Origin of the sequence: Pseudomonas sp. o96-267 (genome assembly GCF_003935465.1) — a bacterium.
Classification (GTDB): Bacteria; Pseudomonadota; Gammaproteobacteria; order Pseudomonadales; family Pseudomonadaceae; genus Aquipseudomonas; species Aquipseudomonas sediminis.
The window spans coordinates 17,894-40,349 of the sequence record NZ_RHQP01000039.1 but is presented as its reverse complement, the minus strand read 5'-3'; the positions used below and the strand labels follow the sequence as shown (position 1 = coordinate 40,349).

At 63.6% G+C, this 22,456-nt stretch carries 23 protein-coding genes; 12 read left to right on the top strand and 11 right to left on the bottom strand.

Annotation, left to right across the window (positions count from 1 at the left end):
- Positions 1-26: 26 nt before the first annotated feature.
- Complete coding sequence (locus tag EGJ86_RS21535) at positions 27-1,832, bottom strand: acyclic terpene utilization AtuA family protein (protein ID WP_125836566.1); 1,806 nt, start codon at positions 1,830-1,832, stop codon at positions 27-29.
- 222 nt (positions 1,833-2,054) lie between these two features.
- Here EGJ86_RS21535 and EGJ86_RS21530 point away from each other — a divergent pair, with 222 nt between their 5' ends.
- The 3 genes from EGJ86_RS21530 to EGJ86_RS21520 all read left to right on the top strand — a co-directional run bounded on the left by EGJ86_RS21530 (position 2,055) and on the right by EGJ86_RS21520 (position 4,450).
- Entirely contained in the window at positions 2,055-2,678 is a 624-nt protein-coding gene (locus EGJ86_RS21530; protein ID WP_125836565.1) for a TetR/AcrR family transcriptional regulator, read from the top strand.
- 95 nt (positions 2,679-2,773) lie between these two features.
- The gene (locus tag EGJ86_RS21525) at positions 2,774-3,556 is read left to right on the top strand and encodes an ABC transporter substrate-binding protein (RefSeq protein ID WP_125836564.1); all 783 of its coding nucleotides are present in this window, start codon (positions 2,774-2,776) and stop codon (positions 3,554-3,556) included.
- 75 nt (positions 3,557-3,631) lie between these two features.
- Complete coding sequence (locus EGJ86_RS21520) at positions 3,632-4,450, top strand: ABC transporter substrate-binding protein (RefSeq protein WP_125836563.1); 819 nt, start codon at positions 3,632-3,634, stop codon at positions 4,448-4,450.
- Here the strand turns inward: EGJ86_RS21520 and EGJ86_RS21515 are convergent.
- The 4 genes from EGJ86_RS21515 to EGJ86_RS21500 all read right to left on the bottom strand — a co-directional run bounded on the left by EGJ86_RS21515 (position 4,401) and on the right by EGJ86_RS21500 (position 7,653).
- Positions 4,401-5,159 carry a CPBP family intramembrane glutamic endopeptidase gene (locus EGJ86_RS21515; protein WP_125836562.1) on the bottom strand — a complete coding sequence of 253 codons (759 nt, stop codon included), beginning with the start codon at positions 5,157-5,159 and terminating at the stop codon, positions 4,401-4,403. The genes EGJ86_RS21520 and EGJ86_RS21515 overlap by 50 nt on opposite strands.
- Positions 5,160-5,262: 103 nt before the next feature.
- Positions 5,263-5,436: a DUF2897 family protein gene (locus EGJ86_RS21510; protein WP_099525466.1), complete on the bottom strand. Its 174-nt coding sequence runs from the start codon at positions 5,434-5,436 to the stop codon at positions 5,263-5,265.
- A gap of 55 nt (positions 5,437-5,491) precedes the next feature.
- Positions 5,492-6,259 (bottom strand): ethanolamine ammonia-lyase subunit EutC, encoded by a 768-nt coding sequence (gene eutC, locus EGJ86_RS21505; protein ID WP_125836561.1) that lies wholly within the window; start codon positions 6,257-6,259, stop codon positions 5,492-5,494.
- Positions 6,259-7,653 carry an ethanolamine ammonia-lyase subunit EutB gene (locus EGJ86_RS21500; protein WP_125836560.1) on the bottom strand — a complete coding sequence of 465 codons (1,395 nt, stop codon included), beginning with the start codon at positions 7,651-7,653 and terminating at the stop codon, positions 6,259-6,261. Before EGJ86_RS21500 ends, eutC begins: the two co-directional genes overlap by 1 nt.
- Before the next feature lie 358 nt (positions 7,654-8,011).
- On the opposite strand from EGJ86_RS21500, the gene pyrF reads away from it, so the two are divergent.
- From pyrF to EGJ86_RS21485, 3 genes are all read left to right on the top strand, one after another.
- Entirely contained in the window at positions 8,012-8,713 is a 702-nt protein-coding gene (pyrF, locus tag EGJ86_RS21495) for an orotidine-5'-phosphate decarboxylase (protein ID WP_125836559.1), read from the top strand.
- Positions 8,714-8,854: 141 nt separating this feature from the next.
- Positions 8,855-9,616: an SDR family oxidoreductase gene (locus EGJ86_RS21490; RefSeq protein ID WP_125836558.1), complete on the top strand. Its 762-nt coding sequence runs from the start codon at positions 8,855-8,857 to the stop codon at positions 9,614-9,616.
- Between the two features lie 112 nt (positions 9,617-9,728).
- Positions 9,729-10,625 carry a bile acid:sodium symporter family protein gene (locus tag EGJ86_RS21485; protein ID WP_125836557.1) on the top strand — a complete coding sequence of 299 codons (897 nt, stop codon included), beginning with the start codon at positions 9,729-9,731 and terminating at the stop codon, positions 10,623-10,625.
- Between the two features lie 87 nt (positions 10,626-10,712).
- Here EGJ86_RS21485 and EGJ86_RS21480 read toward each other — a convergent pair whose 3' ends face one another.
- Positions 10,713-11,903 (bottom strand): benzoate/H(+) symporter BenE family transporter, encoded by a 1,191-nt coding sequence (locus EGJ86_RS21480; protein WP_125836556.1) that lies wholly within the window; start codon positions 11,901-11,903, stop codon positions 10,713-10,715.
- Positions 11,903-12,514, bottom strand: a complete 612-nt coding sequence (locus EGJ86_RS21475; protein WP_125836555.1) for a LysE family translocator — start codon at positions 12,512-12,514, stop codon at positions 11,903-11,905. Before EGJ86_RS21475 ends, EGJ86_RS21480 begins: the two co-directional genes overlap by 1 nt.
- A 143-nt stretch (positions 12,515-12,657) precedes the next feature.
- Between EGJ86_RS21475 and EGJ86_RS21470 the strand changes: the two genes are divergently transcribed.
- Positions 12,658-13,305 carry a hypothetical protein gene (locus EGJ86_RS21470; protein ID WP_106735259.1) on the top strand — a complete coding sequence of 216 codons (648 nt, stop codon included), beginning with the start codon at positions 12,658-12,660 and terminating at the stop codon, positions 13,303-13,305.
- 204 nt (positions 13,306-13,509) lie between these two features.
- Here the strand turns inward: EGJ86_RS21470 and EGJ86_RS21465 are convergent, their stop codons facing one another.
- The 4 genes from EGJ86_RS21465 to EGJ86_RS21450 all read right to left on the bottom strand — a co-directional run bounded on the left by EGJ86_RS21465 (position 13,510) and on the right by EGJ86_RS21450 (position 18,245).
- Entirely contained in the window at positions 13,510-15,960 is a 2,451-nt protein-coding gene (locus EGJ86_RS21465) for a TonB-dependent siderophore receptor (protein WP_125836554.1), read from the bottom strand.
- Positions 15,961-16,040: 80 nt separating this feature from the next.
- Positions 16,041-17,000: a FecR domain-containing protein gene (locus EGJ86_RS21460; RefSeq protein WP_125836553.1), complete on the bottom strand. Its 960-nt coding sequence runs from the start codon at positions 16,998-17,000 to the stop codon at positions 16,041-16,043.
- Positions 16,997-17,515 carry an RNA polymerase sigma factor gene (locus tag EGJ86_RS21455; protein WP_125836552.1) on the bottom strand — a complete coding sequence of 173 codons (519 nt, stop codon included), beginning with the start codon at positions 17,513-17,515 and terminating at the stop codon, positions 16,997-16,999. Before EGJ86_RS21455 ends, EGJ86_RS21460 begins: the two co-directional genes overlap by 4 nt.
- Before the next feature lie 208 nt (positions 17,516-17,723).
- Positions 17,724-18,245: a MarR family winged helix-turn-helix transcriptional regulator gene (locus tag EGJ86_RS21450; RefSeq protein ID WP_125836551.1), complete on the bottom strand. Its 522-nt coding sequence runs from the start codon at positions 18,243-18,245 to the stop codon at positions 17,724-17,726.
- 82 nt (positions 18,246-18,327) lie between these two features.
- Between EGJ86_RS21450 and EGJ86_RS21445 the strand changes: the two genes are divergently transcribed.
- From EGJ86_RS21445 to EGJ86_RS21425, 5 genes are all read left to right on the top strand, one after another.
- A complete protein-coding gene (locus EGJ86_RS21445) occupies positions 18,328-19,485 on the top strand; it encodes a PLP-dependent aminotransferase family protein (protein WP_125836550.1) in 1,158 nt (385 codons plus the stop codon).
- Positions 19,486-19,593: 108 nt separating this feature from the next.
- Positions 19,594-20,196 (top strand): glutathione S-transferase family protein, encoded by a 603-nt coding sequence (locus EGJ86_RS21440; RefSeq protein ID WP_125836549.1) that lies wholly within the window; start codon positions 19,594-19,596, stop codon positions 20,194-20,196.
- Between the two features lie 81 nt (positions 20,197-20,277).
- A complete protein-coding gene (locus tag EGJ86_RS21435; RefSeq protein WP_125836548.1) occupies positions 20,278-20,682 on the top strand; it encodes a hypothetical protein in 405 nt (134 codons plus the stop codon).
- A gap of 74 nt (positions 20,683-20,756) precedes the next feature.
- On the top strand, positions 20,757-21,047 hold the full coding sequence (locus EGJ86_RS21430; RefSeq protein ID WP_256672485.1) for a hypothetical protein: 291 nt from the start codon (positions 20,757-20,759) through the stop codon (positions 21,045-21,047).
- Positions 21,044-22,444 (top strand): TolC family protein, encoded by a 1,401-nt coding sequence (locus EGJ86_RS21425; RefSeq protein ID WP_125836547.1) that lies wholly within the window; start codon positions 21,044-21,046, stop codon positions 22,442-22,444. Before EGJ86_RS21430 ends, EGJ86_RS21425 begins: the two co-directional genes overlap by 4 nt.
- The last annotated feature ends 12 nt before the right edge of the window (positions 22,445-22,456 follow it).

The window sequence follows — 22,456 nt, the reverse complement described above, 5'->3', positions numbered from 1 at the left end:
TGAGTGATTACGGTGCGCGTTGCGCGCTACGAGACGGTTGCAGTGTTCAGGCTGTCGGCCAACGCCTTGGGCACCGGCACCGGGAACTCCAACAGTTGCTGGGCGAAAGCCTTGCCCTGCGGGTCGATGCGTAGGCTGGCGACGCCACCACCGCCCAGCGCGTTCTCCAGCAGGAAGTTGAGGCTGTGGCTGCCTGGCAGGTACCAGCGGCTGACGCGGCCCTGCTCGGCGTCCAGGGTATGCGTCATCCAGTTGGCCACGGCTTCGGGCGTCAGTGCAGCAGCGATCCATGCCAGGTATTCGGGCTTTCTGGCCATCACGCCGATGTTGCTGTGATTACCCTTGTCGCCGGAGCGGGCCACGGCCAGGCGGATCAGGGGTACGGCGGAGTCGGCTTCACCCATTGGCACGGGCAGGGCGGCCGGTGCACGAAGCTGGGCCGGATCGTAGATATCGATCTGCGGCAGGGCGACCGGCTGGCGTTCACCATCGATCTCGACGCTCAAGGCGCAGGCACTCTTGTCCACCAGGAAGCTGAACAGGCGGATCACCGGGTAGACGGTGGGGCGGCCGCCGACGATGCCGGTCAGGCCCGGCGCCATGCCGGTGGCAGCCTGGGCGATCTCGCGGGAGAAGAGGATCAGCGCCTCCTTCTTGGCATGGCGTGCGGCGATCTTCACCACCACTTCGCGGCTGTATTTGCGGTGAGCATGGACGCCATAGGTGGCTTCGCTGCCGAGCAGCTCGACGCTGACTTCTTGGTAACGGCCCCAGCCGCGCTCGGCGAACATTTCTTCGGTCTTCTTGATGATCGCCTCGCTGACCCGTTCGGCCTTAGCCACGGCATCGATACCGGCCAGCAGGAAGCTGGCGGTGCAGCGGAAACCGTCCGGGTGCGTGGCGCTGACCTTGTACTGGTCGGTGGGCGGCACGCCGCGTGCGCCCTGCAGCTGCACGCGGTTGTCACCGACCTGGCTCAGCTCGACCTGGGTGAAGTCGCAGATCACGTCCGGCAGCAGGTAGGCGCGCGGATCGCCGATCTCGTAGAGCATCTGCTCGCCAACGGTAAAAGGCGTGACCAAGCCGCCGGAACCATCCGGCTTGGTCACGACGAAACGGCCATCGTCCTCGACTTCGACGATGGGAAAGCCGATGTGCTCGTAGTCCGGCACGTCGCGCCAGTCGGTGAAATTGCCACCGGTGCACTGCGCGCCGCACTCGATGATGTGCCCGGCCAGCGCGGCCTGGGCCAGCTTGTCGTAGTCGCTCCAGGCCCAGCCGAATTCGTGCACCAGGGCGGCGCTGACCACGGCGCTGTCGACCACGCGGCCAGTGATGACAATGTCGGCGCCCTGTTCCAGAGCGGCGACGATGCCCGGTGCGCCCAGGTAGGCGTTGACCGACACGCAGAAGGGCGGCAGCGGCGCGTCAGTGAACATCTCGCGGGTGCCGGCCTTGACCAGCTCGCCGAGCTTGGGTTGCAGGTTGTCACCGTGCAGCACGGCGATCTTCAGGTTCACCCCGGCCTGCTCGCAGGCGGCGCTCAGGGCCGCAGCGCAGGCCATTGGGTTGACCCCGCCGGCGTTGCTGATGACGCGGGTTTTCTTCGCTGCCAGTTCTCCGAGCAGCGGCGCAAGCACCTCGACGAAGTCGCGGGCGTAGCCGTCATCCGGCTTCTTCATGCGCGCACCGGCCATGATCGACATGGTGATCTCGGCCAGGTAGTCGAACACCAGATAATCCAGTTCGGCGCCGCGAACCAGTTGAGCGGCAGCGGTGGAGGTGTCGCCCCAGAAAGCGGAGGCGCAGCCGATGCGTACGGTTTTGGTCATTGGAATTGGCCCGTCACACATTTGAGAAGGTGAGCTCACACTACCAAGCAAGCGCTTGGTTGAAAAGTGGCGAAAGACGACAATTCGGCCAAAAATGCGCCCAAGCGCTTGCTTGGTCAGCTGGCGCCGCATACATTTCATCAAGCAAGACAAGCACTTGCCGGCAGCATGAAGAATTAATCAGAACAATCGCCGAGCAGGGTAATCAGGGGAGAAGTCAGCGTGGACGAACACAGAGCCCAGGCCGTGATGCAGGAACTGGTCGATAGCGGCCAGGTGACCGATCCGGACAGTGCCCGCGGCAAGCTGTTGCAGATGGCTGCCCACCTGTTCCGCAGCAAGGGTTACGAGCGCACCACGGTGCGTGATCTGGCCGCCGCCATTGGTATTCAGTCGGGCAGCATCTTTCATCACTTCAAGAGCAAGGACGAGATTCTGCGCTCGGTGATGGAGGAAACCATCGTCTACAACACTGCACTGATGCGCTCCGCGCTGGCAGAGGCGCAAGGCACGCGCGAGCGCTTACTGGCGCTGATCCGCTGCGAGTTGCAGTCGATCATGGGCGGTACCGGCGAGGCCATGGCCGTGCTGGTATACGAATGGCGTTCCCTGTCGGACGACGGCCAGGCGCAGGTGCTGGCCTTGCGTGATACCTACGAGCAGATCTGGCTGGCGGTGCTTGGCGAGGCGCGCGATGCCGGTTATTTCAAGGGCGACCCTTTCATTCAACGGCGTTTTCTCACGGGAGCGCTGAGCTGGACCAACACCTGGTTCCGCTCGCAAGGGCCGATGAGCCTGGATCAACTGGCCGAAGAAGCGTTGTCATTGGTCTGTAAGGAAGCTTGATCGATTTCGGCTAGGCTAGTAGCAACTGCCGGTTTTCGGCTCGAACTCGGGCGCAGCGGTCTTCCCGCGCTGCGATCCGTGACGAGAGGTCGAGTTTGCGCGCATTAGCCTTTTGCCTGCTGTCCTGCCTGTTGCTGCATGTGCCTGTCGCGGTTGCGGTCGAGGAGGTGCGTGTCGGCGGTTATCACTTCCCGCCTTACCTGGATAAACCTGACTCGCAGCACCCGCAAGGTCTGGTACCCGAGTTGCTGCAAGCGCTCAACGCGGCGCCGCAGCGGTATCGCTTCGTCCTGGTGCCGACCTCTGCAACCCGCCGTTACCGCGACCTGGAGAGCGGCCGCTTCGATCTGATGTTTTTCGAGTCAAGGCGTTGGGGGTGGCAGGGCACTTCATCCCTGGTCTTGGGGGTGGATATCGATGATGCGGAAGTTTATGTCGCTGCGGCTGAGCCGGGGCGTGGCCAGGAGTATTTCGAGGACCTTAGCGACAAGCGCATGGCGCTCTATAACGGCTATCACTACGGCTTTGCCGGATTCGATGCCGACCCTGACTATCTTGCGCGCACCTTCAACGCGGTGCTGACCTACTCCCACGACAGCAACTTGCGCATGTTGCTGGCGCGACGAGCCGACATCGCAGTGGTGACGCGTTCATACCTGGATTCGTTTCTGGCCCGACACCCGGGAATACTGCCTGAGCTTCTGGTATCCGAGCGCCTGGACCAGCTCTATCACCATCAGGTTCTGCTGCGGCCGAAGGGGGCTTTGAGTCCTGCCGAGGTGGCGGAATTGCTCGGTCAGTTACAAGCCAATGGCGAGCTATCCAGGCTACTTGGACGGTATCGTCTGACATTAGGCGGCAAAGTGTCTGCGCAGTGAAAATCCATCTAGTCGGTCAGGAGAGACTGGAGTAGGCTGCACCACACTAGAAGAAGGATTTTTTGGGGATTCGACATGCGGCATTCGCGGCGCTGGGTTCATGAGTGTTGGGCTGCCTTGGGTCTATTGTTTGCCAGTTCTCTTTACGCTGCCGAGGTCGTCAAGGTCGGCGGTGCGCACTTCCCTCCGTACGTCATCAAATCCAACCTGCAAGAGTCGAGCGGCCTATTGCCGCAACTGCTCGATGCGCTCAATCAAGAACAGGCCGAATACCATTTCACCATGCTGCCCACGGCCATTGTGCGTCGCTTTAGCGACCTGCAACGAGGGCGTATCGACATGGCGATTTTCGAGAACCCGCAGTGGGGTTGGCAGGACATCGACGCCGAGGCCGTCGACATGGGGCTGGAAGACGCCGAGTTATTCGTCGCCAGAGTGGAAGAGCGGCGCGGCCAGGAGTACTTCGAGCAGCTCGAAGGCAAGCGTCTGGCGCTCTACCGCGGTTATCACTACGGCTTTGCCCAGTTCAACAGTGACCCGGAGTTTCTTACCCGCACCTTCAATGCCAATCTCGGCCACTCTCACGACAGCAACCTGCTGATGGTGGTGCGCGGGCGTGCGGATGTGGCGTTGGTGACCCGCTCCAACCTTTACGACTTCGTTGAGCGTAATCGCGAGCATGCGCGCAAGCTGCTGATCTCGGAGGGGGTCGATCAGGTCTACCGTCATCACGCGATGATCCGTCCCGGCGCCCCGATAAGCCCTGAGCGCTTCGCCGCCTTGCTCGAGCGGCTACGGGTAAAAGGCGAATTGCAGCGCATATTTTCGCCTTACCGTATAGCTGTCATGCCAGTCGTAGCGGATAGCTCAACAGCATTAGATGCAGCAGATTGACTGCTGCGTGCAGGGCGATTGCCAGGCTAATGCGGCCGCTGTAGTGAAAGGCCAGCCCATAACCCAGCCCTGCGCAGGTCGCCACCACGGCAGATAGCGCGCTGAAGGGCAGGTGGGCTGCGCCGAAAAGACCCGCCGTCAACAGCAAACCAGGCCATATGCCCAGACGCTTGATCAAGGCGTTTTGCAGCAGACCGCGAAATAGCAATTCCTCCGCCAGCACCGCTACGCCGAGATTGACCGCCAGCCACAGCAGCAGGCCCTGTGGCCATTTCGGTTGCCAGGCGACCAGGCCCAGCGCCATGGCCAGTAGCGGTACCAGCAGCAAGGTGGCGATGCACGCCAGCCAGGCACTTTTCAGCGAATTCACGGGGCTGCGCGGTTGCCCTAGCCACCAGGCGAGCAGGGCGGTTCCCAGCAGCAGTTTGTCCCAGGACAAGCGCAGCGCGTAGGGCGCGGCGTCCGGGCTGAGGATGCGCGGTTGCCACAACTGCCAGGGGCGGAAACCGGGTATGAGATGCGCCGCCAGGGCGCACCCACCGAGCAGGATCAAAGGCAGCCATAGCCAGTTTGGCAGGCGCGGTTGTCCGGCCAGCAAGACGATAACGAACACGCTGCCCAACAGCAGGCCGACGGGCTCGATGAAGCCCAGGCCAGCGCCCAGAGCGAGGGTAAGAGCGGGGAACAGCAAGCGCAGATGCAGGGGCATGGCACCTTCTCCTGAGAAGGCGCGCAGTCTAGCAGGCAGTAGAAAAACTACCTCGGCTTTGGCTTCTTGCGCTGCGAGGGCGCGGAGAGGAGAGTGGTGGCGCTTAGCGTTGACGCTCGCGTGCGTCCTTGGCTTCTTGCTCGACGGCGCGTTTACGCATGCGTTCGAGCTGGTCTTCGCTCAGACGCATCTTTTTGGCGCTGCTGCGCAGCACCAGCAAACTACCAATCACCGAGCCGAACACCAGGACCAGCAGCAGCCAGACGTACCAAGGCATGATGACTCCTTACAAAGGACTAGAGTCGTCACCATAACCCGAGGGCCTAAACTTGTCAGTCTGCCTGTACTGCGACTGCCTGCATGCTGCTGTCGTCCTTGAGCTTCACGCCGCTCAGTTGTAGGCGCAATGCCTGACGAGCCAGGTATTCGAGCTTGTGTGCTGCCAGTTCGTAGGGCAGGCCTTCAGGTCGCACGTTGGAGATGCAGTTGCGGGCGCTGTCCAGGCAGCCCACGCGCGGTGCGTAGGTCAGGTACAGGCCGAGGCTGTCCGGCGAGGTCAGCCCCGGCCGCTCACCGATCATGACGATCACCAGACGTGCGCGCAGGGCTTCACCGATGCCGTCGCCAATCGCCACGCGCCCCTGTTCGGCCAGCACCACCGGGGTGTTGGCCCAGTCGGTATCGAAGCGATCGCGCAGGGCTTGCAACAGCGGCAGGGCATGACGCTGGACGGCAACGGCCGATAAACCGTCGGCGAGGACGATGGCGATTTCAGGCGCGGGCAGTTCGTGCTGCAGTTGCACCTGGCAGGCGCCATGCAAGTGGCGGCCGTGATCCGGGCGCAGCAGGTAGGTCTGCCGGTCTTCGGCATTGCTGCGTACTTTCAAGGTGCGAAAGCCTGCCGCATGCAACTGGTGCTTGAGTTCGCTGAAGTCCAGCGGACGATGTACCGCATCGCGCGCCTGGGCATGGGCCAGGCCGAACTTCAGCACCTCGCGGGTGGGTAGGCTGCAGCCGACGCGGCCGAGCGCGATACGCGCCGAGGTATGCGTGCGCAATTCGTCCCAGGGGTTGTGCTGGATCAAGTCGATCTGTTTCATCAGGCCGCTCCGGAAATCTGTGGCAACTGCTTGAGCAGATGATGGCCGCTACCGATCTCACGCAGGCGGCCGCTGGGTTCGGTAATGGCCATGCGCGCCAGCCAGGCGTCGAATTCCGGTGCGCGTTTCAGGCCCAGCACGTTGCGCAGGTATAGCGCGTCGTGGAACGAGGTGCTCTGGTAGTTGAGCATGATGTCGTCGGCACCCGGGATGCCCATGATGAAGTTGATACCGGCTGCACCGAGCAGGGTGAGCAGGCTGTCCATATCGTCCTGATCGGCTTCGGCATGGTTGGTGTAGCAGACGTCGCAGCCCATCGGCAGGCCGAGTAGCTTGGCGCAGAAGTGATCCTCCAGGCCTGCGCGGATGATCTGCTTGCCGTCGTAGAGGTACTCAGGGCCGATAAAACCGACCACGGTATTGACCAGCAGTGGACGGAATTCACGAGCAACGGCATAGGCGCGGACCTCGCAGGTCTGCTGGTCGACGCCATGATGACCGCCGGCCGACAGCGCGCTGCCCTGGCCGGTTTCGAAATACATGACATTGTCGCCCAGGGTGCCGCGTCCTAGCGACAGTGCGGCCTCGTGGGCCTCGCGCAGGATCGCCAGGGACACGCCGAAACCAGCGTTGGTGGCCTCGGTGCCGGCGATGGACTGAAACACCAGATCGATCGGCGCACCGGCCTCGATAGCCTGGATCTGTGTGGTGACGTGGGTCAGCACGCAGCTCTGCATGGGAATTTCGAAGTGCTGGCGCACCTCGTCCATCATCTGCCATATGCGCATCAGTGTCGGCAGCGAATCGCTGGCCGGGTTGATACCGACCGTGGCATCGCCGGAGCCATAGAGCAGACCGTCGAGCATGCTGGCAGCGATACCACGCACGTCGTCGGTAGGGTGATTGGGTTGCAGGCGCACGGCCAGATGGCCGGGCAGGCCCAGAGTGTTGCGAAAACGGGTGATCACCTGGCATTTGCGCGCCACCAGAATCAGGTCCTGATTGCGCATCAGTTTGCTCACTGCGGCGACCATCTCTGGTGTCAGTCCAGCGGCCACGGCCGCCAGGCGCGCGCTGTCGGTCTTTTCCAGTAGCAGCCAGTCGCGCAGATCACCCACGGTCAGGTGGCTGATCGGGGCGAAGGCCACGGCGTCATGGCGGTCGATGATCAGGCGGGTGATTTCGTCGTCTTCGTAAGGAATCAGCGCCTCGTCGAGGAAGCGCTTGAGCGGCACCTCGGCCAGCGCCAGCTTGGCCGCCATGCGTTCTTCGTAGGTAGCAGCAGCCAGCCCCGCCAGGTAGTCGCCGGAGCGCGCCGGGCTGGCCTTGGCCAGCAACGTCTTGAGGTCAGCGAAGCGGTAGACCTGGCTGCCGATGGTGGTTTGATAAGGCATGGCTGCAACCCGTTGCAGAGAGGATGTGCTTACCGTGCAGTGCTCATGCCAGAGGCCTGACCGCTGACCATCCGCCGCCTGCACCTGGATACCGGTTGGATCGGACGAATGAAAAAGGTGCAGTGGCAGTGTGGGTGCACCGCTCTGGCGCGCAGTCGCGCGATGCCTGTTACATGATGGCAACCGCAATTCGAATGCCGAATTTCCGATGGCAGAAGGTGGTTGGCAGCTGGATGGCCGCTAGACCGGTTTTTATTCGGGCTGCCGCTCTGCATGCGGTAGGGGCTTTAGCCGCGACCAGTGACAGGATGCTTTGCGCTACAATGCGCCGCGTTTTTATCCTGTTCGAGACCCGCCCATGCCCGCCTGCCAAACTCCGATCATTGTCGCCCTCGACTTTCCCAGCCGTGATGCCGCTCTGGCGCTGGCCGACCAGCTCGATCCGGCGCTGTGCCGGGTCAAGGTCGGCAAGGAGCTGTTCACCCGCAGCGGTCCGCAAGTGGTCGAGGCGTTGCAGGCCAAGGGCTTCGAGCTGTTCCTCGATCTGAAATTCCACGATATCCCCAACACCACGGCGATGGCGATCAAGGCTGCTGCGGAGTTGGGCGTCTGGATGGTCAATGTGCACTGTTCCGGCGGTCTGCGCATGATGGCGGCTTGCCGTAATGAACTGGACAAGCTGGTAGGCGCCAAACCGCTGCTGATCGGTGTGACGGTGCTGACCAGCATGGAGCAGCAGGACCTGGCCGGCATCGGCCTGGACGTGCCGCCGCAGGAGCAGGTACTGCGCCTGGCCGGCCTGGCTGCTGAAGCCGGGCTCGATGGTCTGGTCTGCTCGGCGCAGGAGGCGCAGGCACTGAAGGTCGCGCAGCCGCGTCTGCAACTGGTGACGCCGGGTATTCGTCCTGCTGGCAGCAATGCTGATGATCAAAAACGCATCCTCACCCCACGCCAGGCGCTGGATGCCGGCTCCGATTACCTGGTGATCGGTCGTCCCATCAGCCAGGCTGCCGATCCGGCGCAGGCGCTGGCTGCGGTGGTTGCCGAACTGCAAGGCTGACACATCAGTCTCCGGTCAGAGCGCTGCGCCATCAGCGCTTTGCATGACCTGTCACTCCAGAGCCTGATAGTGCTGCTCTGCGCGCGGCCGCCTGGCTAGACTCCTCGCCAATTCAACAAGAATCGCTGCGAGGAAGCAGACATGAGCATGACGTTCTCCGGCCAGGTCGCCTTGGTCACCGGCGCTGCCGCCGGTATTGGCCGTGCCACCGCCCAGGCTTTCGCTGCCGAAGGGCTCAAAGTGGTGGTTTCCGATGTCGACGTGAGCGGTGGTGAAGGCACCGTCGAGCTGATTCGTGCGGCCGGTGGCGAGGCCTGCTTCGTGCGTTGCGACGTGACCCGCGATGCCGAGGTCAAGGCGCTGATGGATGCCACCGTGGCGCAGTACGGCCGCCTGGACTACGCCTTCAACAACGCCGGTATCGAGATCGAACAGGGCAAGCTGGCCGACGGCAATGAGGCCGAGTTCGACGCCATCATGGGCGTCAACGTCAAGGGCGTGTGGTTGTGCATGAAGCACCAGATCCCCTTGCTGCTGGCCCAGGGCGGCGGCGCCATCGTCAATACCGCCTCGGTCGCCGGTCTGGGTGCCGCGCCGAAGATGAGCATCTACGCCGCCTCCAAGCATGCGGTGATCGGCCTGACCAAATCCGCTGCGATCGAGTACGCCAAGAAGAAACTGCGGGTAAACGCGGTATGCCCGGCTGTGATCGACACCGACATGTTCCGCCGCGCCTACGAGGCCGACCCTAAGAAGGCCGAGTTCGCCGCCGCCATGCACCCGGTCGGGCGTATCGGCAAGGTCGAGGAGATCGCGGCTGCCGTGCTCTATCTGTGCAGCGACCACGCCGCGTTCACCACTGGCCAGGCGTTGGCCGTGGATGGTGGCGCCACGGCGATATAAAGGCTCTAGCCCGGTCGTCTGCACGTCGGCTAAGGTTGGCTCGCAGGGCCACTGCCAGCAGTGGCCCTGACTCAGCACAATCCTGCCAGGTTCAACTGGAGCGATAACAATAATGACCGCCGATCCCTTGCTGACGTTTTTCCTTCCCGCTGCGCTGGGCATCATCATGCTCGGGCTTGGCCTGTCACTGAGCCTGGCCGACTTCGCACGCGTGGCCAAATTCCCCAAACCGGTATTGATCGGCCTGGCTTGCCAACTGCTGTTGCTGCCGCTGGCGTGCTTCTTCCTGGCCAAGGCTTTCGGCCTGGCACCGGCTCTGGCCGTCGGCTTGATGCTGTTGGCGGCCTCGCCGGGCGGCACCACGGCCAACCTCTACAGCCACCTGGCCCATGGCGACGTGGCGTTGAACATCACTCTCACCGCGGTCAATTCGGTGATCGCGATTCTGACCATGCCGCTGATCGTCAACCTGTCGCTGGCTTACTTCATGTCCGCCGATCAGGCCATCCCGCTGCAGTTCGCCAAGGTGGTGCAGGTGTTCGTCATCGTCCTCGGGCCGGTGGCCATCGGCATGTGGCTGCGCAGCCGTTTCCCCGGCTTCGCCGAGCGCATGCAGAAACCGGTGAAGATCGTCTCGGCGCTGTTCCTGCTGTTGATCATCCTGCTGGCGGTGGCCAAGGACTGGCGTACGTTCGTGGACTATGCGCCTTCGGTGGGTGGTGCGGCGCTGGCCTTCAACCTGCTGAGCATGGCGGTGGGTTACTGCGTGCCTCGCCTGCTCAAGCTCAACCTGCGCCAGGCGATTGCCATCGCCATGGAAATCGGCATCCACAACGGCACCCTGGCCATCACCCTGGCGCTCAGCCCGGCGCTGCTGAACAACCCGACCATGGCGATTCCTGCGGCCATCTACAGCCTGATCATGTTCGTCACCGCAGCGCTGTTCGGGCTGTGGGTCAACCGTATGCACGGCGCCGAGCTGGCTCACGAAACGGTGGCTGAACAGTAGGGTGCGCCATGCGCACCGCTTGAACACGCTGTTATCCAGTGGTGCGCACGGCGCACGCTACCGTTCGTAGCCCGGATTGCATCGGATTTAGCGCTTGCCCCAGTTCAGTACGGCCAGGGTCAACAGGCCGGCGACGATACCCCAGAACGCTGAACCGACGCCGGCGAGGCTCATGCCCGAGGCGGTGACCAGGAAGGTGATCAGCGCCGCCTCGCGCTCGTTGGGCTCGCTCATGGCCTGGGTCAGGCCGCCGATGATCGAGGCGAACAGCGCCAGCGCGGCGATGGACAGGATCAACGCCGCCGGCAGCGCCGCGAACAGCGAAGCCAGGGTGGCGCCGAAGATGCCGGCAATGCCGTAGAACACCCCGCACCAGACCGCCGCGGTGTAGCGCTTGCGCGGGTCTTCGTGGGCTTCAGGTCCCGCGCAGATCGCCGCGCTGATCGCCGCCATATGGATGCCGTGGCTGCCGAACGGCGCCAGCAGGATCGACACCAGGCCGGTGCTGGTCAGCAGCGGTGACGCCGGCACCTCGTAGCCGTTGGCGCGCAGCACGGCCATGCCCGTCAGGTTCTGCGAGGTCATGGCGACGATGAACAGCGGAATGCCGATGCTGATGGCGGCGGCCAGCGAGAAGCTCGGTGTGGTCCATTCCGGTGTGGCCAGCTGCAGCTGGAAGTTCGTGAAGTCCAGCAGGCCGAAGACTGCTGCCAGCACGCTGCCGACGATCAGCGCGGAGAGCACCGAGTAACGTGGCCACAGGCGCTTGCCAAGCAGGTAGGCGAGCAGCATGGCCACCACCAGGATGGGCTGCTGCTCGGCGGCCACGCAGATTTCCAGGCCGATCTTGAACAGCACACCGGCCAGCAGGGCGGCGGCGATGGAGCCGGGGATGCGGCGCATCAGGCGGTCGAAGGTACCCGGCAGGCCGATCAGCACGATCAGCCCTGAGGCCAGGATGTAGGCGCCAATGGCTTCGCCGTAGGACACCTGCGGCAGGCTGGTGATCAGCAGCGCAGCGCCGGGAGTGGACCAGGCGATCATCACCGGCGCGCGATAACGTAGCGAGAGCGCGATGCAGCACAACGCCATGCCGATGGACAGCGCCCAGATCCACGAAGAAATCTGCCCGGCGGTGAGGCCGGCAGCCTGGCCGGCCTGGAACATCAGCACCAGGGAGCTGGTGTAGCCGGTGAGCATGGCGATGAAGCCAGCGACCACGGCCGAGGTGGAGGTGTCCGCCAGGGGGCGCAGACGAGTAGGGGCGGCGTCTTGCATCAGAACATTCCAGTGTCGACGATGATGGGGTAGAGCGAGGCGACCAGCAGCAGCGCCATGCCGATATTGACGGCGCGCAGCGCGCGCGGGTTGTCCAGCCACTTGCGCAGCATACTGCCGGCGACGGTCCACAACCCCACGCTGGGGCAGTTGACCAGGGCAAACAGGGCGGCGATCAACAGTACGTTGCTGAAGAAGCCATCCTGCGGCGTGTAGGTGGTGATGGCGCCGATGGCCATGATCCACGCCTTGGGGTTGACCCACTGAAAGGCCGCCGCCTGGATGAAGGTGAACGGCTTGGCCTCGGCGTTCTCGCGGCTCTGCGGTGCGCCTGACTGGGCGATCTTCCAGGCCAGATAAAGCAGGTACGCGGCGCCGACATAGCGCAGTACATCGTGCAGCACCGGCAGGCGTTGGAACACCTGGCCTAGGCCCAGGCCCACGGCAGCCACCAGCAGCATGAAGCCCAGGCTGATGCCGAGCATATGCGGAATGCTGCGGCGCACGCCGAAGTTCACCCCGGAGGCGAGCAGCATCATATTGTTGGGGCCGGGCGTCACCGAGGTGACGAAGGCGAAGGCGATGAAGGCGAGCAGCAGTTCGGTGGACATGGTCGTTCTCCGGTGACTGGCAAAGCCTATTGCGCGGCTGCCGTGGCGTCGCGGTACAGCCACCGCTGGGTTAAACCGTACAGTCTGGTCAAGCGCTGCCTGGATGGTTAGCCTCGGCTTTTTGCCGAACAAGGATAAAGGCGATGCAACCAGACAATCCCTACAGTGCGCCGCAGGTGGAGTTGCTCGACAGCGCGGGCGTACAGTCGTTGCCAGGTTGGAGCGCCAGGCAACTGCAGGTGCTGGGCTGGCTGGCGCTGGTCTCGGTGGTAGCCAACGCTCTGGTGGTCGGGCTTACATTTGCCGGAGCCCTGCTGGAGGCAGATGAAGCTGAACTGCTGTTTACCTACACCGACTGGCTTAGCCTGGCGCTGGCATTACTCGGCTGCTACCTGCTGCTGCGTTTCAAAGCCTTTGCCGAAGCCCGCTTTTTCGCGCGCAACCTCAGCGTACCGATCTGGTTGCTGCTTGCGGTGACGCTGCTGCTGGAGGCAGTGGACATGCTTTTCGGTGACCAACTGTTCGCCGGATTGGACTGGCAGACCATCGGCTATATGGCGCTGTTGTGTCTTATGGGCATATGCACCACCTGGCTGGGGATACGGTTGCTCAAGCTGCAAAGTCCCTATCCGGCGCTGAAAGTGATGGCCTGGCTCGATATCGTCGGTGGGCTGATGCTGGCCAGCGTGCTGTTGATGCTGGTGGCGTTGCTGCCGTTGCTTGGGGCCGGCGTGGCGCTGATGCTGGTGTTCTTCAAGGGCGCTGCCGAGTTGCAGGGGGTTGCGGACTGACTGCGTCCAAACGGCAAGAGCCGCCTTATGGGCACAAGGCCAAATCACCGCGGGGGCAGCGCTACAGACCTGTAGGAGCCGGCTTGCCGGCGATGCTTTGCCTCTGTGAGCCTGGTGCTCGCCGAGACGCTTGATCGCCAGCAAGCTGGCTCCTACACAGTCATTTTTCTACGTTTGACTGACAGGCATTAGCCCTTCGGGTGGTCACCATTTGTAGTCGAGACTGGCTGTGACCCGGCGTGGGTCGCCGGCATAGCAGTAGAAACCATCGCAGGTGGCCAGGTATTCCTTGTCGAACAGGTTGTTGGCGTTGAGCGATACGCTGGCGCCACGCAGGTTGGCGTCGAGCTGGCCGAGGTCGTAACGCACTGCGGCGTCGTAGACGGTATAGGCGCTGCTGTGGCCATCGGAAGGATCACGCGCGAAGCCCATGCTGCCGACGGCTATGTTGTCGGTGGAGCCGACGAAGCGGGCGCCAAAACCGATGCCGAAACCGGCCAGCACACCCTGGTTCCAGTCATAGTCGGCCCAGATCGACGCCTGATGCTCGGGGATCAGCGGTAGAGCGCGGTTCTTGTCGCGCGGATCACCGACCTCGGTCATCTTGCTGTTGGTGTAGCTGTAGGAGGCGGTCAGGCTGAGGTTCTCGGTGATGTTACCGGTAGCCTCCAGCTCCAGGCCACGTACCTCTACCTCGCTCACCGGCTCGGTGGCCCCGGCGATGTTGGTGGTCACGATGTTTTGCCGCGTCAGGTCATAGACGGCAGCGGTGAACAGCATGTTGCTGGCCGGCGGTTGATACTTGATGCCCAGCTCGTACTGCTTGCCGGTGCTGGGTTTGAACGCCGCGCCGCCGTTGCCGCCTGCTTCGGCCTGGAAGGATTCGGCATAGGACACATAAGGCGTGAAGCCGGAATCGAACACGTAGCTCAGCGCCGCATTGCCGCTGAATTGGCTGTCGCGGCGGCTGTCCTTGGCATCGTTGGCGTTGTGGAACACCGAGTCGGTGTCCAAGCGATCCCAGCGCCCGCCCAGGGTCAGGCGCCAGGCGTCGAGTGCCATCTGGTCTTGCAGATAGAGGCCGGTGTTTCTGCGTTTCTGGCTGTAGTTCTGTAGATCGCTATAGGTAACGCCACTGAAGTCTTGGCCGTAGCTTGGGTTGTTAATGTTGCTCGGAGGAACGTTAATTCCAATGATGTTCCAGTTGTTGTCATAGAGGTAGGAACCACCGAACTGCCAGCGGTAGTCAGTATTCACTCGTAGGTAGTCGAGGCCCAGCAGCAGGGTGTGCCCGATTGCACCGGTGTTGAAATCGGCCTGGAAGTTGTTGTCCACGGCAAAGTGGCTGATGTTCTCATCATAGATATTAGCGCCACGATCAACTGTGCCGTCGGGCGCTACAGAGAATGCTGTACCACCAGCCGTGATGATCTGGTTATCCAGTTCTAGCTTGCTGTAGCGCAGGTTCTGGTTGAACTGCCAGATATCGTTGATGCGGTGCTCGAAGGCATAACCCAGTGCATAGAAGGTCTTGTCGTAGAACTCCCAGTCAGGGTCGCCAAGGTTCTTGTTGTAGTCGACCTTGCCGGCTGGGGTGCTCAATTTGGTGCCTTGCAGCGGCAGGAACTGGCTGGTGCCGCCGGTATCGTCACGGTTGAACTGGCCGAGGAAGGTCAGTTTGCTGTCGTCGGCAATGTTCCAGGTCAGGCTGGGCGCCAGGTTGAAACGCTGGTCGTCCATATGCTCGATAACGGTGCCACTGTCACGGCCGGTACCGCTGAACCGGTAGAGAAAGCGACCTTCATCGTCGATCTTGCCGGTGCTGTCGAAGCTGATCTGCTTGTGGTTGTAGTTACCAACCTGCACCTGCACTTCATGGCTGCTTTCGGCCTGCGGGCGGCGGCTGACGGCATCCACCAGGCCACCTGGCGGGGTCTGGCCATACACTGCCGAGGCCGGGCCGCGCAGCACGGCGACGCGTTCCAGGTTCCAGGTTTCCAGTTTGGGCATGGCGTAGCTGCCCTTGGGCAGTGGTAGGCCATCGATCATCTGGATCGGTTCGAAACCGCGGATCTTCATCCAGTCGGCGCGGCTGTCGCTGCCGTAGCTGCTGGCGATGACGCCCGGCATGTAGCGCACGGCATCATCGAGGTTCTGCACCTTGCGATCCTGCATCTGCTCGCGGGTGGCGACGGAGATCGAGCGTGGGGTTTCCAGCAGCGGCGTGTCGGTCTTGGTGCCGGTCGCGGTGCGGTTGGCCAGATAACCACGGGTTGGGCCCCAGGCGCTCTCGGCGGCCTGTTCGCTGGCGGTCACGGTGACGTCCGGCAGTGCCATTGCCGCTTCTGCTGCAGGGGTCAGGCTGTAGGCGCCGCCATTGCCGCTTTGCAACTGCAGGCCGGTGCCACGCAGCGCCTGATTGAGGGCTTCGATGGCTTCGTAGTCGCCGTTGACCGGTGCCGAGCTTTTGCCCGCGGTCAGGGCCGGGTCGATGCTCAGGGTCACGCCGGCCTGGCTGGCGATCTGGTTGAGCGTGGCTGCCAGAGGACCGGAGGGCAGTTGGTAGACTTCAGCATGGGCCAGCCCGGCATGGCCGGCAAAGGCGATGGTCAGGGCCAACAGCGTGTGGCGGAAGGGGGCAGGGCGGAAGGACATTGCGAACGTCTCCTAAGAGTTAATGTATCTCAATGTCCTTTTGCCGAAGCAGGAAAGAAAAATGACAGGGGCGGAGAAAATTATTTTTCTGCCGGCACCACACGGGTCCACCAGGGGCTCAATTGCTCGGTGCGCACGGGCAGGCTCAGCGCCAAAGCGGCCAGCGCCTTGTCGCTGTCGTGCAGTGGGAAGCTGCCGCTGATGCGCAGCCCGGCCAGGCTCGGGTCGAGGCTCAGATAGCCAATACGGTATTCGCCGAGCTGATCGATCAGACGCTGCAGGGGCAGGTTGTCCGCCACCAGCATGCCGCGACTCCAGGCGTCGGCGCCGATGGGCGCGGGGTGACTGTCGCTGAGGTGCTGGCTGTCCATGCGCACCTGTTCGCCGCTGTGGATGATGCGTTCCTGCGAGCCAGCCAGCGGCCTGGCAGCGACCGCTGACTGCAGCACGATCAGTTCGGTCGCAGTACCTTCGCGTCGGACCAGGAATCGCGTCCCCAACGCACGCAGTCGTCCCTGCTCCGTTTCGACGATGAAGGGGCGGGTATCGCCCTTGGCGGTCTGAACCAGGATTTCGCCACTGCGCAGGTGCAGGCGTCGTTCGTTGTCGTCGAATGCGATATCCAGCGCACTGCGGCTGTTGAGGCGCACCTGGCTGCGGTCGGCGAGCAGCAGGTCGCGTTGTTCTCCGCTGGCGGTATGGTAGTCGGTTAGGTAATCGCCAAGCGGGCGCTGCTGAGCCAGCAGCACCAGCGTTATGCCCGCGGCCAGCAGCAGACCCAGGGCGCTACCGCCAAGGCGGCGCAGGCTGCGGCGACGGCTGACGCTGCTCTGCAACAGGGCACGTCGTGCCATCGGCGTACTGGCGGCAGAGAGCTGCTGGTCGATGCCGCCGAGGCGTCGCCAGACAAGGTCATGCTCCGGGTGCGCGGCCAGCCAGTCGGTGAAGTCGTGGCGTTGCTGCTCGCTGGCTTCGCCCGAGTCCAGGCACAGCTGCCAGGCGATGGCCTCGTCGAGCACGCGAGCCGAGACCTGGCTCATTGCGGCGCTCCGTACAGCGCGATGTAGCACTGGCGCAGGCCCTGGGCGAGGTATTGACGCACGCGCGACGGGGACACGCCAAGGCGCTCGGCGATCTCGGCATGACCGAGGCCATCCAGACGGTTATAGAGGAACGCTACGCGTGCCTTGCTCGACAGCTGACCGAGCAGGCGATCGATCTCGGCCAGTTGCTCCAGGGCCAGGGCCTGTTCTTCCGGGCTGGGTTGCACGGCTTGCGGAGCCAGCGCGAGTTCTTCCAGATAGGCACGTTCCAGCGCATGGCGGCGAAACTGGTCGACCAACAGCCCCTTGGCGATGGTGGTGAGCAGGGCTCTGGGCTCGCGCGGGGTGTGCAGGTCAGCGCGACCGAGCAGGCGGACGAAGGTGTCCTGGCTCAGGTCTTCGGCGCGCTGCGCGCAGTTCAGGCTTTTGCGCAGCCAGCCGAACAGCCAGTCACGGTGATCGCGATAAAGCACACCGACCAGCTGCTGATTGCTGGAATCCTGAACCGACACGCGCACCTCGCGAGATCTAAGTTAAGGTGATAATGATTCGCATATGATTGCAGAGGTCGTGTCAGGGTGCAATCACGCGTTGGCGTGGCATGACCGGTGGTGCGGGGGAATGGAAAGGCAGGCTGAATCGGTAGGAGCGAGCTCTGCTCGCGAACAAGAGGGTTCGTGAGCAGAACTCGCTCCTACGGGGGGCTTGTGACGACGATGCTCAGGTGCGTTCCTGGCGGCTGCGTGCCAGGGCGTGATTGACGGCCAGCCAGCCTTGCACGGCCTCTTCGCCCATCTCGCTGAATACGCGTTGCAGCAGGCGCGCCTGCTCGCGGCGCAGGGCCTGTTCCAGCTTGGCGCCTTCGGCGGTGAAGCCGAGCACACGCTTGCGCTTGTCGTCCGCGGCAGCCTCGCTCTGCACCAGATTCATCTCGATCAACTGACGCAGCGGCATGTTTAGCGCCTGCTTGCTCACCCCCAGGTAACCTAGCAGTTCCGTCATGTTCAGGCCCGGATACTTGGCGATGAAGAACAGAATGCGATGATGCACCCGCGACAGGCCGCGTTTTGCCAGCATCTCGTCAGGCTTGGCGGTGAAGGCCTGGTAGCCGAAGAAGAAGGCTTCCATGGCAGCCTGTTGGGCTGCAGCGTGCTTGATCACCTGTGCGCCATGATGGTTGGCCTGCGCACCCTCGGCGGGTGACGTTAAAAACTTCTCGGAGAAATTTTTTAGGTCAGTCATATTGACGTATCTCGGGTTGGCGGCGTAGTTTCGGTCAAGCAGTTTGACTTAATTCCAATGACTTTGCAGCCTAGGACAACCCATGGCCTTCTCCGAACGTATCGCCCGCCTGAAAAGCTCTCTGATTCGCGAAATCCTGGCTGCGGCGCAGCGTCCGGAGGTGATGTCCTTCGCCGGTGGCCTGCCGGCCGAGCCGATGCTGCCGAAAGTGGACTGGGCCGAGATGCCGGCGAGCATGGGTCAGTACGGCATGAGCGAAGGCGAGCCGGCACTGCGCGAGGCCATCGCCGCCGAGGCGCGTGCATTGGGCGTGCCTTGCGAGGCCAGCCAGGTACTGATCGTCAGCGGTTCGCAGCAGACCCTTGACCTGGCCTCCAAGCTGTTCATCGATCCGGGCACCGAGGTATTGCTCGAAGCGCCGACCTACCTGGCCGCGCTGCAGGCCTTCCAGCTCTTTGGCGCCGACTGCATCAGCGTGCCGCAGGAAGCCGACGGGCCTGAGCTGGCGGCGCTGCGTCAGCGTCTGGAGAGCCACAAGCCGGCTTTCGCTTACCTGATTCCGACCTTCCAGAACCCGTCCGCCACCCGTTACAGCGAAGCCAAGCGTGAAGCCGTGGCGGCGCTGCTCGACGAGTTCGGCGTGACCCTGATCGAGGATGAACCGTACCGCGAGCTGGTGTTCGATGCCGGCAGCGCCACGCCCATCGTCAGCCGCCTGAAGAAAGCCAGTTGGATCTACACCGGCACCGTATCCAAGACATTGCTGCCAGGCTTGCGCGTGGGTTACCTGATCGCCACGCCTGACCTGTTCCCACACCTGCTGCGCCTGAAACAGTCGGCGGATCTGCACACCAACCGCATCGGTCAGTGGCAGGCGCTGCAGTGGCTGGGCAGCGAGCAGTACCGTGGCCACCTGGCCGAGCTGCGCGATTTCTACCGCCTCCGCCGTGACGCCATGCAGGCGTCGTTGCAGGAGCACTTCGCTGATCTGGCTGATTGGGAGATTCCGCAGGGCGGCCTGTTCTTCTGGCTGACCCTCAAGCAGCCGCTGGATACCCGTACGCTGCTCGACGCAGCGCTGGCGCAGAACGTCGCCTTCATGCCGGGTGAGCCGTTCTTCATTGACCCAGATGCCAACCCAGGCCACCTGCGGCTGAATTTCAGCCACGTGGCGCCGGAGCGCCTGGGCGAAGGCCTGCGCCGGTTGGCGGCGGTGATCCGCGAGGCGCAGGCGAAGTAGAGGCTTGCAGAACCGTAGGAGCCAGCTTACTGGCGATGCTTTCGCGCAAAGCGGATCGCCGGCAAGCCGGCTCCTTGGAAAAGAATGAAACACGGGGAGGGCAACGCGATGTTCAAGGTCTACGGCGATTACCGCTCGGGCAACTGCTACAAGGTCAAGCTGATGCTGCATCTGCTGGGCAAGGAGTACCAGTGGATTGCCATCGACATCCTCAAGGGCGAAACCCAGAGCGAAGCTTTTCTGGCCAGGAATCCCAACGGCAAGATTCCGGTGCTGGAGCTGGAAGACGGCACCTGTCTGTGGGAATCCAACGCCATCCTCAACTTCCTTGCCGATGGCAGCGAGTTTCTGCCGACCGAGCCGCGCCTACGCACCCAGGTACTGCAGTGGCAGTTCTTCGAGCAATACAGCCACGAGCCCTATGTTGCAGTGGCGCGCTTCATCCAGCTTTACCAGGGCATGCCGGAGGCGCGGCGCGAAGAGCACGCGCGCTGCCTGGCGCTGGGCTACAAGGCGCTTAAGGTGATGGAGAAGCAGTTGGAGCGTACCCCCTACTTGGTCGGCGAGCAGTATTCGATTGCCGATATCGCCCTGTATGCCTACACCCATGTGGCGGATGAAGGCGGCTTCAGCCTGGAAGCTTTCCCAGCCATTCGCGCCTGGCTCGACCGGGTAGCCAGCCATCCACGGCATGTGACCATGCTTGTCTGAGGCTGGATGGCGGGGCTGGACAATGGCCGCGAGGCGCGGATAATCTAGCCTAGGTTTTTCACTGCCCTGGTCTTGCACCTCATGCGCACATCCCTGCGTACCGCCCTGATCTGGATGCTGATGCTGGCCCTGCCGGCACAGGCCATGGCGGCGCTTGGCATGCAGTTATGCGAGCAGGTGCATCGCAGCGGCGCTCTGCAGATGAGTTCGACTCAGCAGGTCGAGCACGCCATGCACCACGACATGGCGGCCGACAGCGCACATGACTCGCATCAGGACGCCGCCCCGGTGGCCAGCAGCGAGGCTCCCGGCGATGGCAGCCTCTGCACCCTGTGCGCCTTCTGCGTCGGTGTCGCCGCGCCCAGCCAAGCGTTTTTGAACAACTCCGCCCTGCAAACCGTTGAGCCAGCCGCAGTCTGGCCCGACCGCCTTATCGTCGGCGTGGCCGACACGCCCGAACGCCCCCCGCGTCTTTCTCTCGCCTGAGCCCCTTAGGTAGCGCCGCCTTGCGGCGCCTGTAGCTCACGCGGCCGCCTGGCCGCCGTACGCGAGAACACATCATGACGTTGCATTCCCTTGCCGGAAGGCTGCTGGGCGTCACTGCCCTGGCGCTGCCCGGCATCCTGATGGCGGCCCAGCCCGATCCGCTGGACGCCAACGCCGCCGTGCCGGCGCAGGATTACCGTTCCCCTCTGCAAGACTACCGCGCCCAGGCTGACGAGCCGTTGCAGGACTGGCGCGCGGCCAACGATCTGGTCGGCCGTATCGGCGGCTGGCGCACCTACAGCATGGAAGGCTGGGAGCAGCCGGCCGAGCAGGGCGCCGAGGCCCGTCGAGGGAGGTGGCCATGACCACCATTAAACCCGCCGTACTGCTCTGCGCCGCGCTGCTGCTGGCCGGCTGCGCCGGCTTCAGCCAGGACGGCGGCTTCGACCCGGTGCAGCAAAGCGCCGAGCGCCAGCTGGACAAGCAACTGCTGTGGGCGCGCGACGAGGCCGGCCGTGGGCAGATCGAGGCGCGCGTCGCCGAATTGCTGGGCGAACCCCTGAGCCTGGACGCCGCGGTGCAGCTGGCGCTGCTCAATAACCGTGGCCTGCAGGCGTCCTTCGACGAGCTGGGCATCGGTGAGGCCGAGCGGGTGCAGGCCGGGCGCCTGCCCAATCCCGGCTTCTCCTATGGCCGTCTGGAAAAGGGCAGCGAGGTCGAATACGAGCGCGGCCTGCACCTGAATCTGGCGCGGCTGATCGCCCTGCCGCTGACCTCGCGCTTGGAAGGTCGGCGCTTCGAGCAGTTACAGCGGCAGACCAGCCTGGCGGTGTTCGACCTGGCCAGCGAGACGCGCAAGGCCTGGTACCAGGCGGTCGCCGCCGAGGAGGACCTGGTCTACGCGCGGCAGGTGCTGGACGCCGCCGAAGCCGGCGCCGAGCTGGCCCGGCGCATGGCCGCGGTGGGCAACTTCAGCAAGCTGCAGCAGGCCGAGCAGCAGAACTTCTACGCCGAGGCCGGCATCGGCCTGATCCAGGCCGAACAGGCGCGGGTGCGCAGCCGCGAACAGCTGACCCGCCTGCTTGGCCTGTGGGGCGAGCAACTCGACTACCGTCTGCCCGAACGCCTGCCGGCGTTGCCAAAAACCGCGGACGAGTTGCCGGACGTGGAGCGCCTGGCCATGAACCAGCGCCAGGACATCCAGGCCGTGCGCCTGGATGCCGAGCGTCTGGCGCAGAACCTCGGCCTGACCCGCACCACGCGCTTCATCAACGTGCTGGAGCTGGGCGTGGTTAACAACCGCTCCAACGAGGAGCCGACCCAGCGCGGCTACGAAATCAGCGTCGAGCTGCCGCTGTTCGACTGGAGCGGTGCCAAGGTGGCGCGCGCCGAGGCGCAGTATCGCCAGGCTCTCAACCGCGCCGCCGAAACGGCGATCAACGCCCGCTCGCAGGTGCGCGAGGCCTACCACGCCTACCGCAACGCCTTCGAGCTGGCGCAGCACTACCGCGCCGAGGTGCTGCCGCTGCGCCAGCGCATCGCCGAGGAAAACCTGCTGCGCTACAACGGCATGTTCATCAGCACCTTCGACCTGCTCGCCGATGCGCGCCGCCAGGTGCAGGCGGTGGATGGCTACCTGCAGGCGCAGCGCGCCTTCTGGCTGGCGCGCGCCGACCTCGACATGGCCCTGTTGGGTGCCCCTAATCCCTCGCTCGGCGCGGCGCCTGCCGCTGCTGCCGAGCCGGCCGCCGCCGGCCATTGAACAAGGAAATTC

Bases quoted from the DNA above. Each gene is read 5' to 3' on its own strand.
- EGJ86_RS21535 (WP_125836566.1), bottom strand. From the start codon at position 1,832: ATGACCAAAACCGTACGCATCGGCTGCGCCTCCGCTTTCTGGGGCGAC.
- EGJ86_RS21520 (WP_125836563.1), top strand. From the start codon at position 3,632: ATGCGGCATTCGCGGCGCTGGGTTCATGAGTGTTGGGCTGCCTTGGGT.
- EGJ86_RS21515 (WP_125836562.1), bottom strand. From the start codon at position 5,159: ATGCCCCTGCATCTGCGCTTGCTGTTCCCCGCTCTTACCCTCGCTCTG.
- EGJ86_RS21510 (WP_099525466.1), bottom strand. From the start codon at position 5,436: ATGCCTTGGTACGTCTGGCTGCTGCTGGTCCTGGTGTTCGGCTCGGTG.
- eutC (WP_125836561.1), bottom strand. From the start codon at position 6,259: ATGAAACAGATCGACTTGATCCAGCACAACCCCTGGGACGAATTGCGC.
- EGJ86_RS21500 (WP_125836560.1), bottom strand. From the start codon at position 7,653: ATGCCTTATCAAACCACCATCGGCAGCCAGGTCTACCGCTTCGCTGAC.
- pyrF (WP_125836559.1), top strand. From the start codon at position 8,012: ATGCCCGCCTGCCAAACTCCGATCATTGTCGCCCTCGACTTTCCCAGC.
- EGJ86_RS21490 (WP_125836558.1), top strand. From the start codon at position 8,855: ATGAGCATGACGTTCTCCGGCCAGGTCGCCTTGGTCACCGGCGCTGCC.
- EGJ86_RS21485 (WP_125836557.1), top strand. From the start codon at position 9,729: ATGACCGCCGATCCCTTGCTGACGTTTTTCCTTCCCGCTGCGCTGGGC.
- EGJ86_RS21480 (WP_125836556.1), bottom strand. From the start codon at position 11,903: ATGCAAGACGCCGCCCCTACTCGTCTGCGCCCCCTGGCGGACACCTCC.
- EGJ86_RS21475 (WP_125836555.1), bottom strand. From the start codon at position 12,514: ATGTCCACCGAACTGCTGCTCGCCTTCATCGCCTTCGCCTTCGTCACC.
- EGJ86_RS21470 (WP_106735259.1), top strand. From the start codon at position 12,658: ATGCAACCAGACAATCCCTACAGTGCGCCGCAGGTGGAGTTGCTCGAC.
- EGJ86_RS21465 (WP_125836554.1), bottom strand. From the start codon at position 15,960: ATGTCCTTCCGCCCTGCCCCCTTCCGCCACACGCTGTTGGCCCTGACC.
- EGJ86_RS21460 (WP_125836553.1), bottom strand. From the start codon at position 17,000: ATGAGCCAGGTCTCGGCTCGCGTGCTCGACGAGGCCATCGCCTGGCAG.
- EGJ86_RS21450 (WP_125836551.1), bottom strand. From the start codon at position 18,245: ATGACTGACCTAAAAAATTTCTCCGAGAAGTTTTTAACGTCACCCGCC.
- EGJ86_RS21445 (WP_125836550.1), top strand. From the start codon at position 18,328: ATGGCCTTCTCCGAACGTATCGCCCGCCTGAAAAGCTCTCTGATTCGC.
- EGJ86_RS21440 (WP_125836549.1), top strand. From the start codon at position 19,594: ATGTTCAAGGTCTACGGCGATTACCGCTCGGGCAACTGCTACAAGGTC.
- EGJ86_RS21435 (WP_125836548.1), top strand. From the start codon at position 20,278: ATGCGCACATCCCTGCGTACCGCCCTGATCTGGATGCTGATGCTGGCC.
- EGJ86_RS21430 (WP_256672485.1), top strand. From the start codon at position 20,757: ATGACGTTGCATTCCCTTGCCGGAAGGCTGCTGGGCGTCACTGCCCTG.
- EGJ86_RS21425 (WP_125836547.1), top strand. From the start codon at position 21,044: ATGACCACCATTAAACCCGCCGTACTGCTCTGCGCCGCGCTGCTGCTG.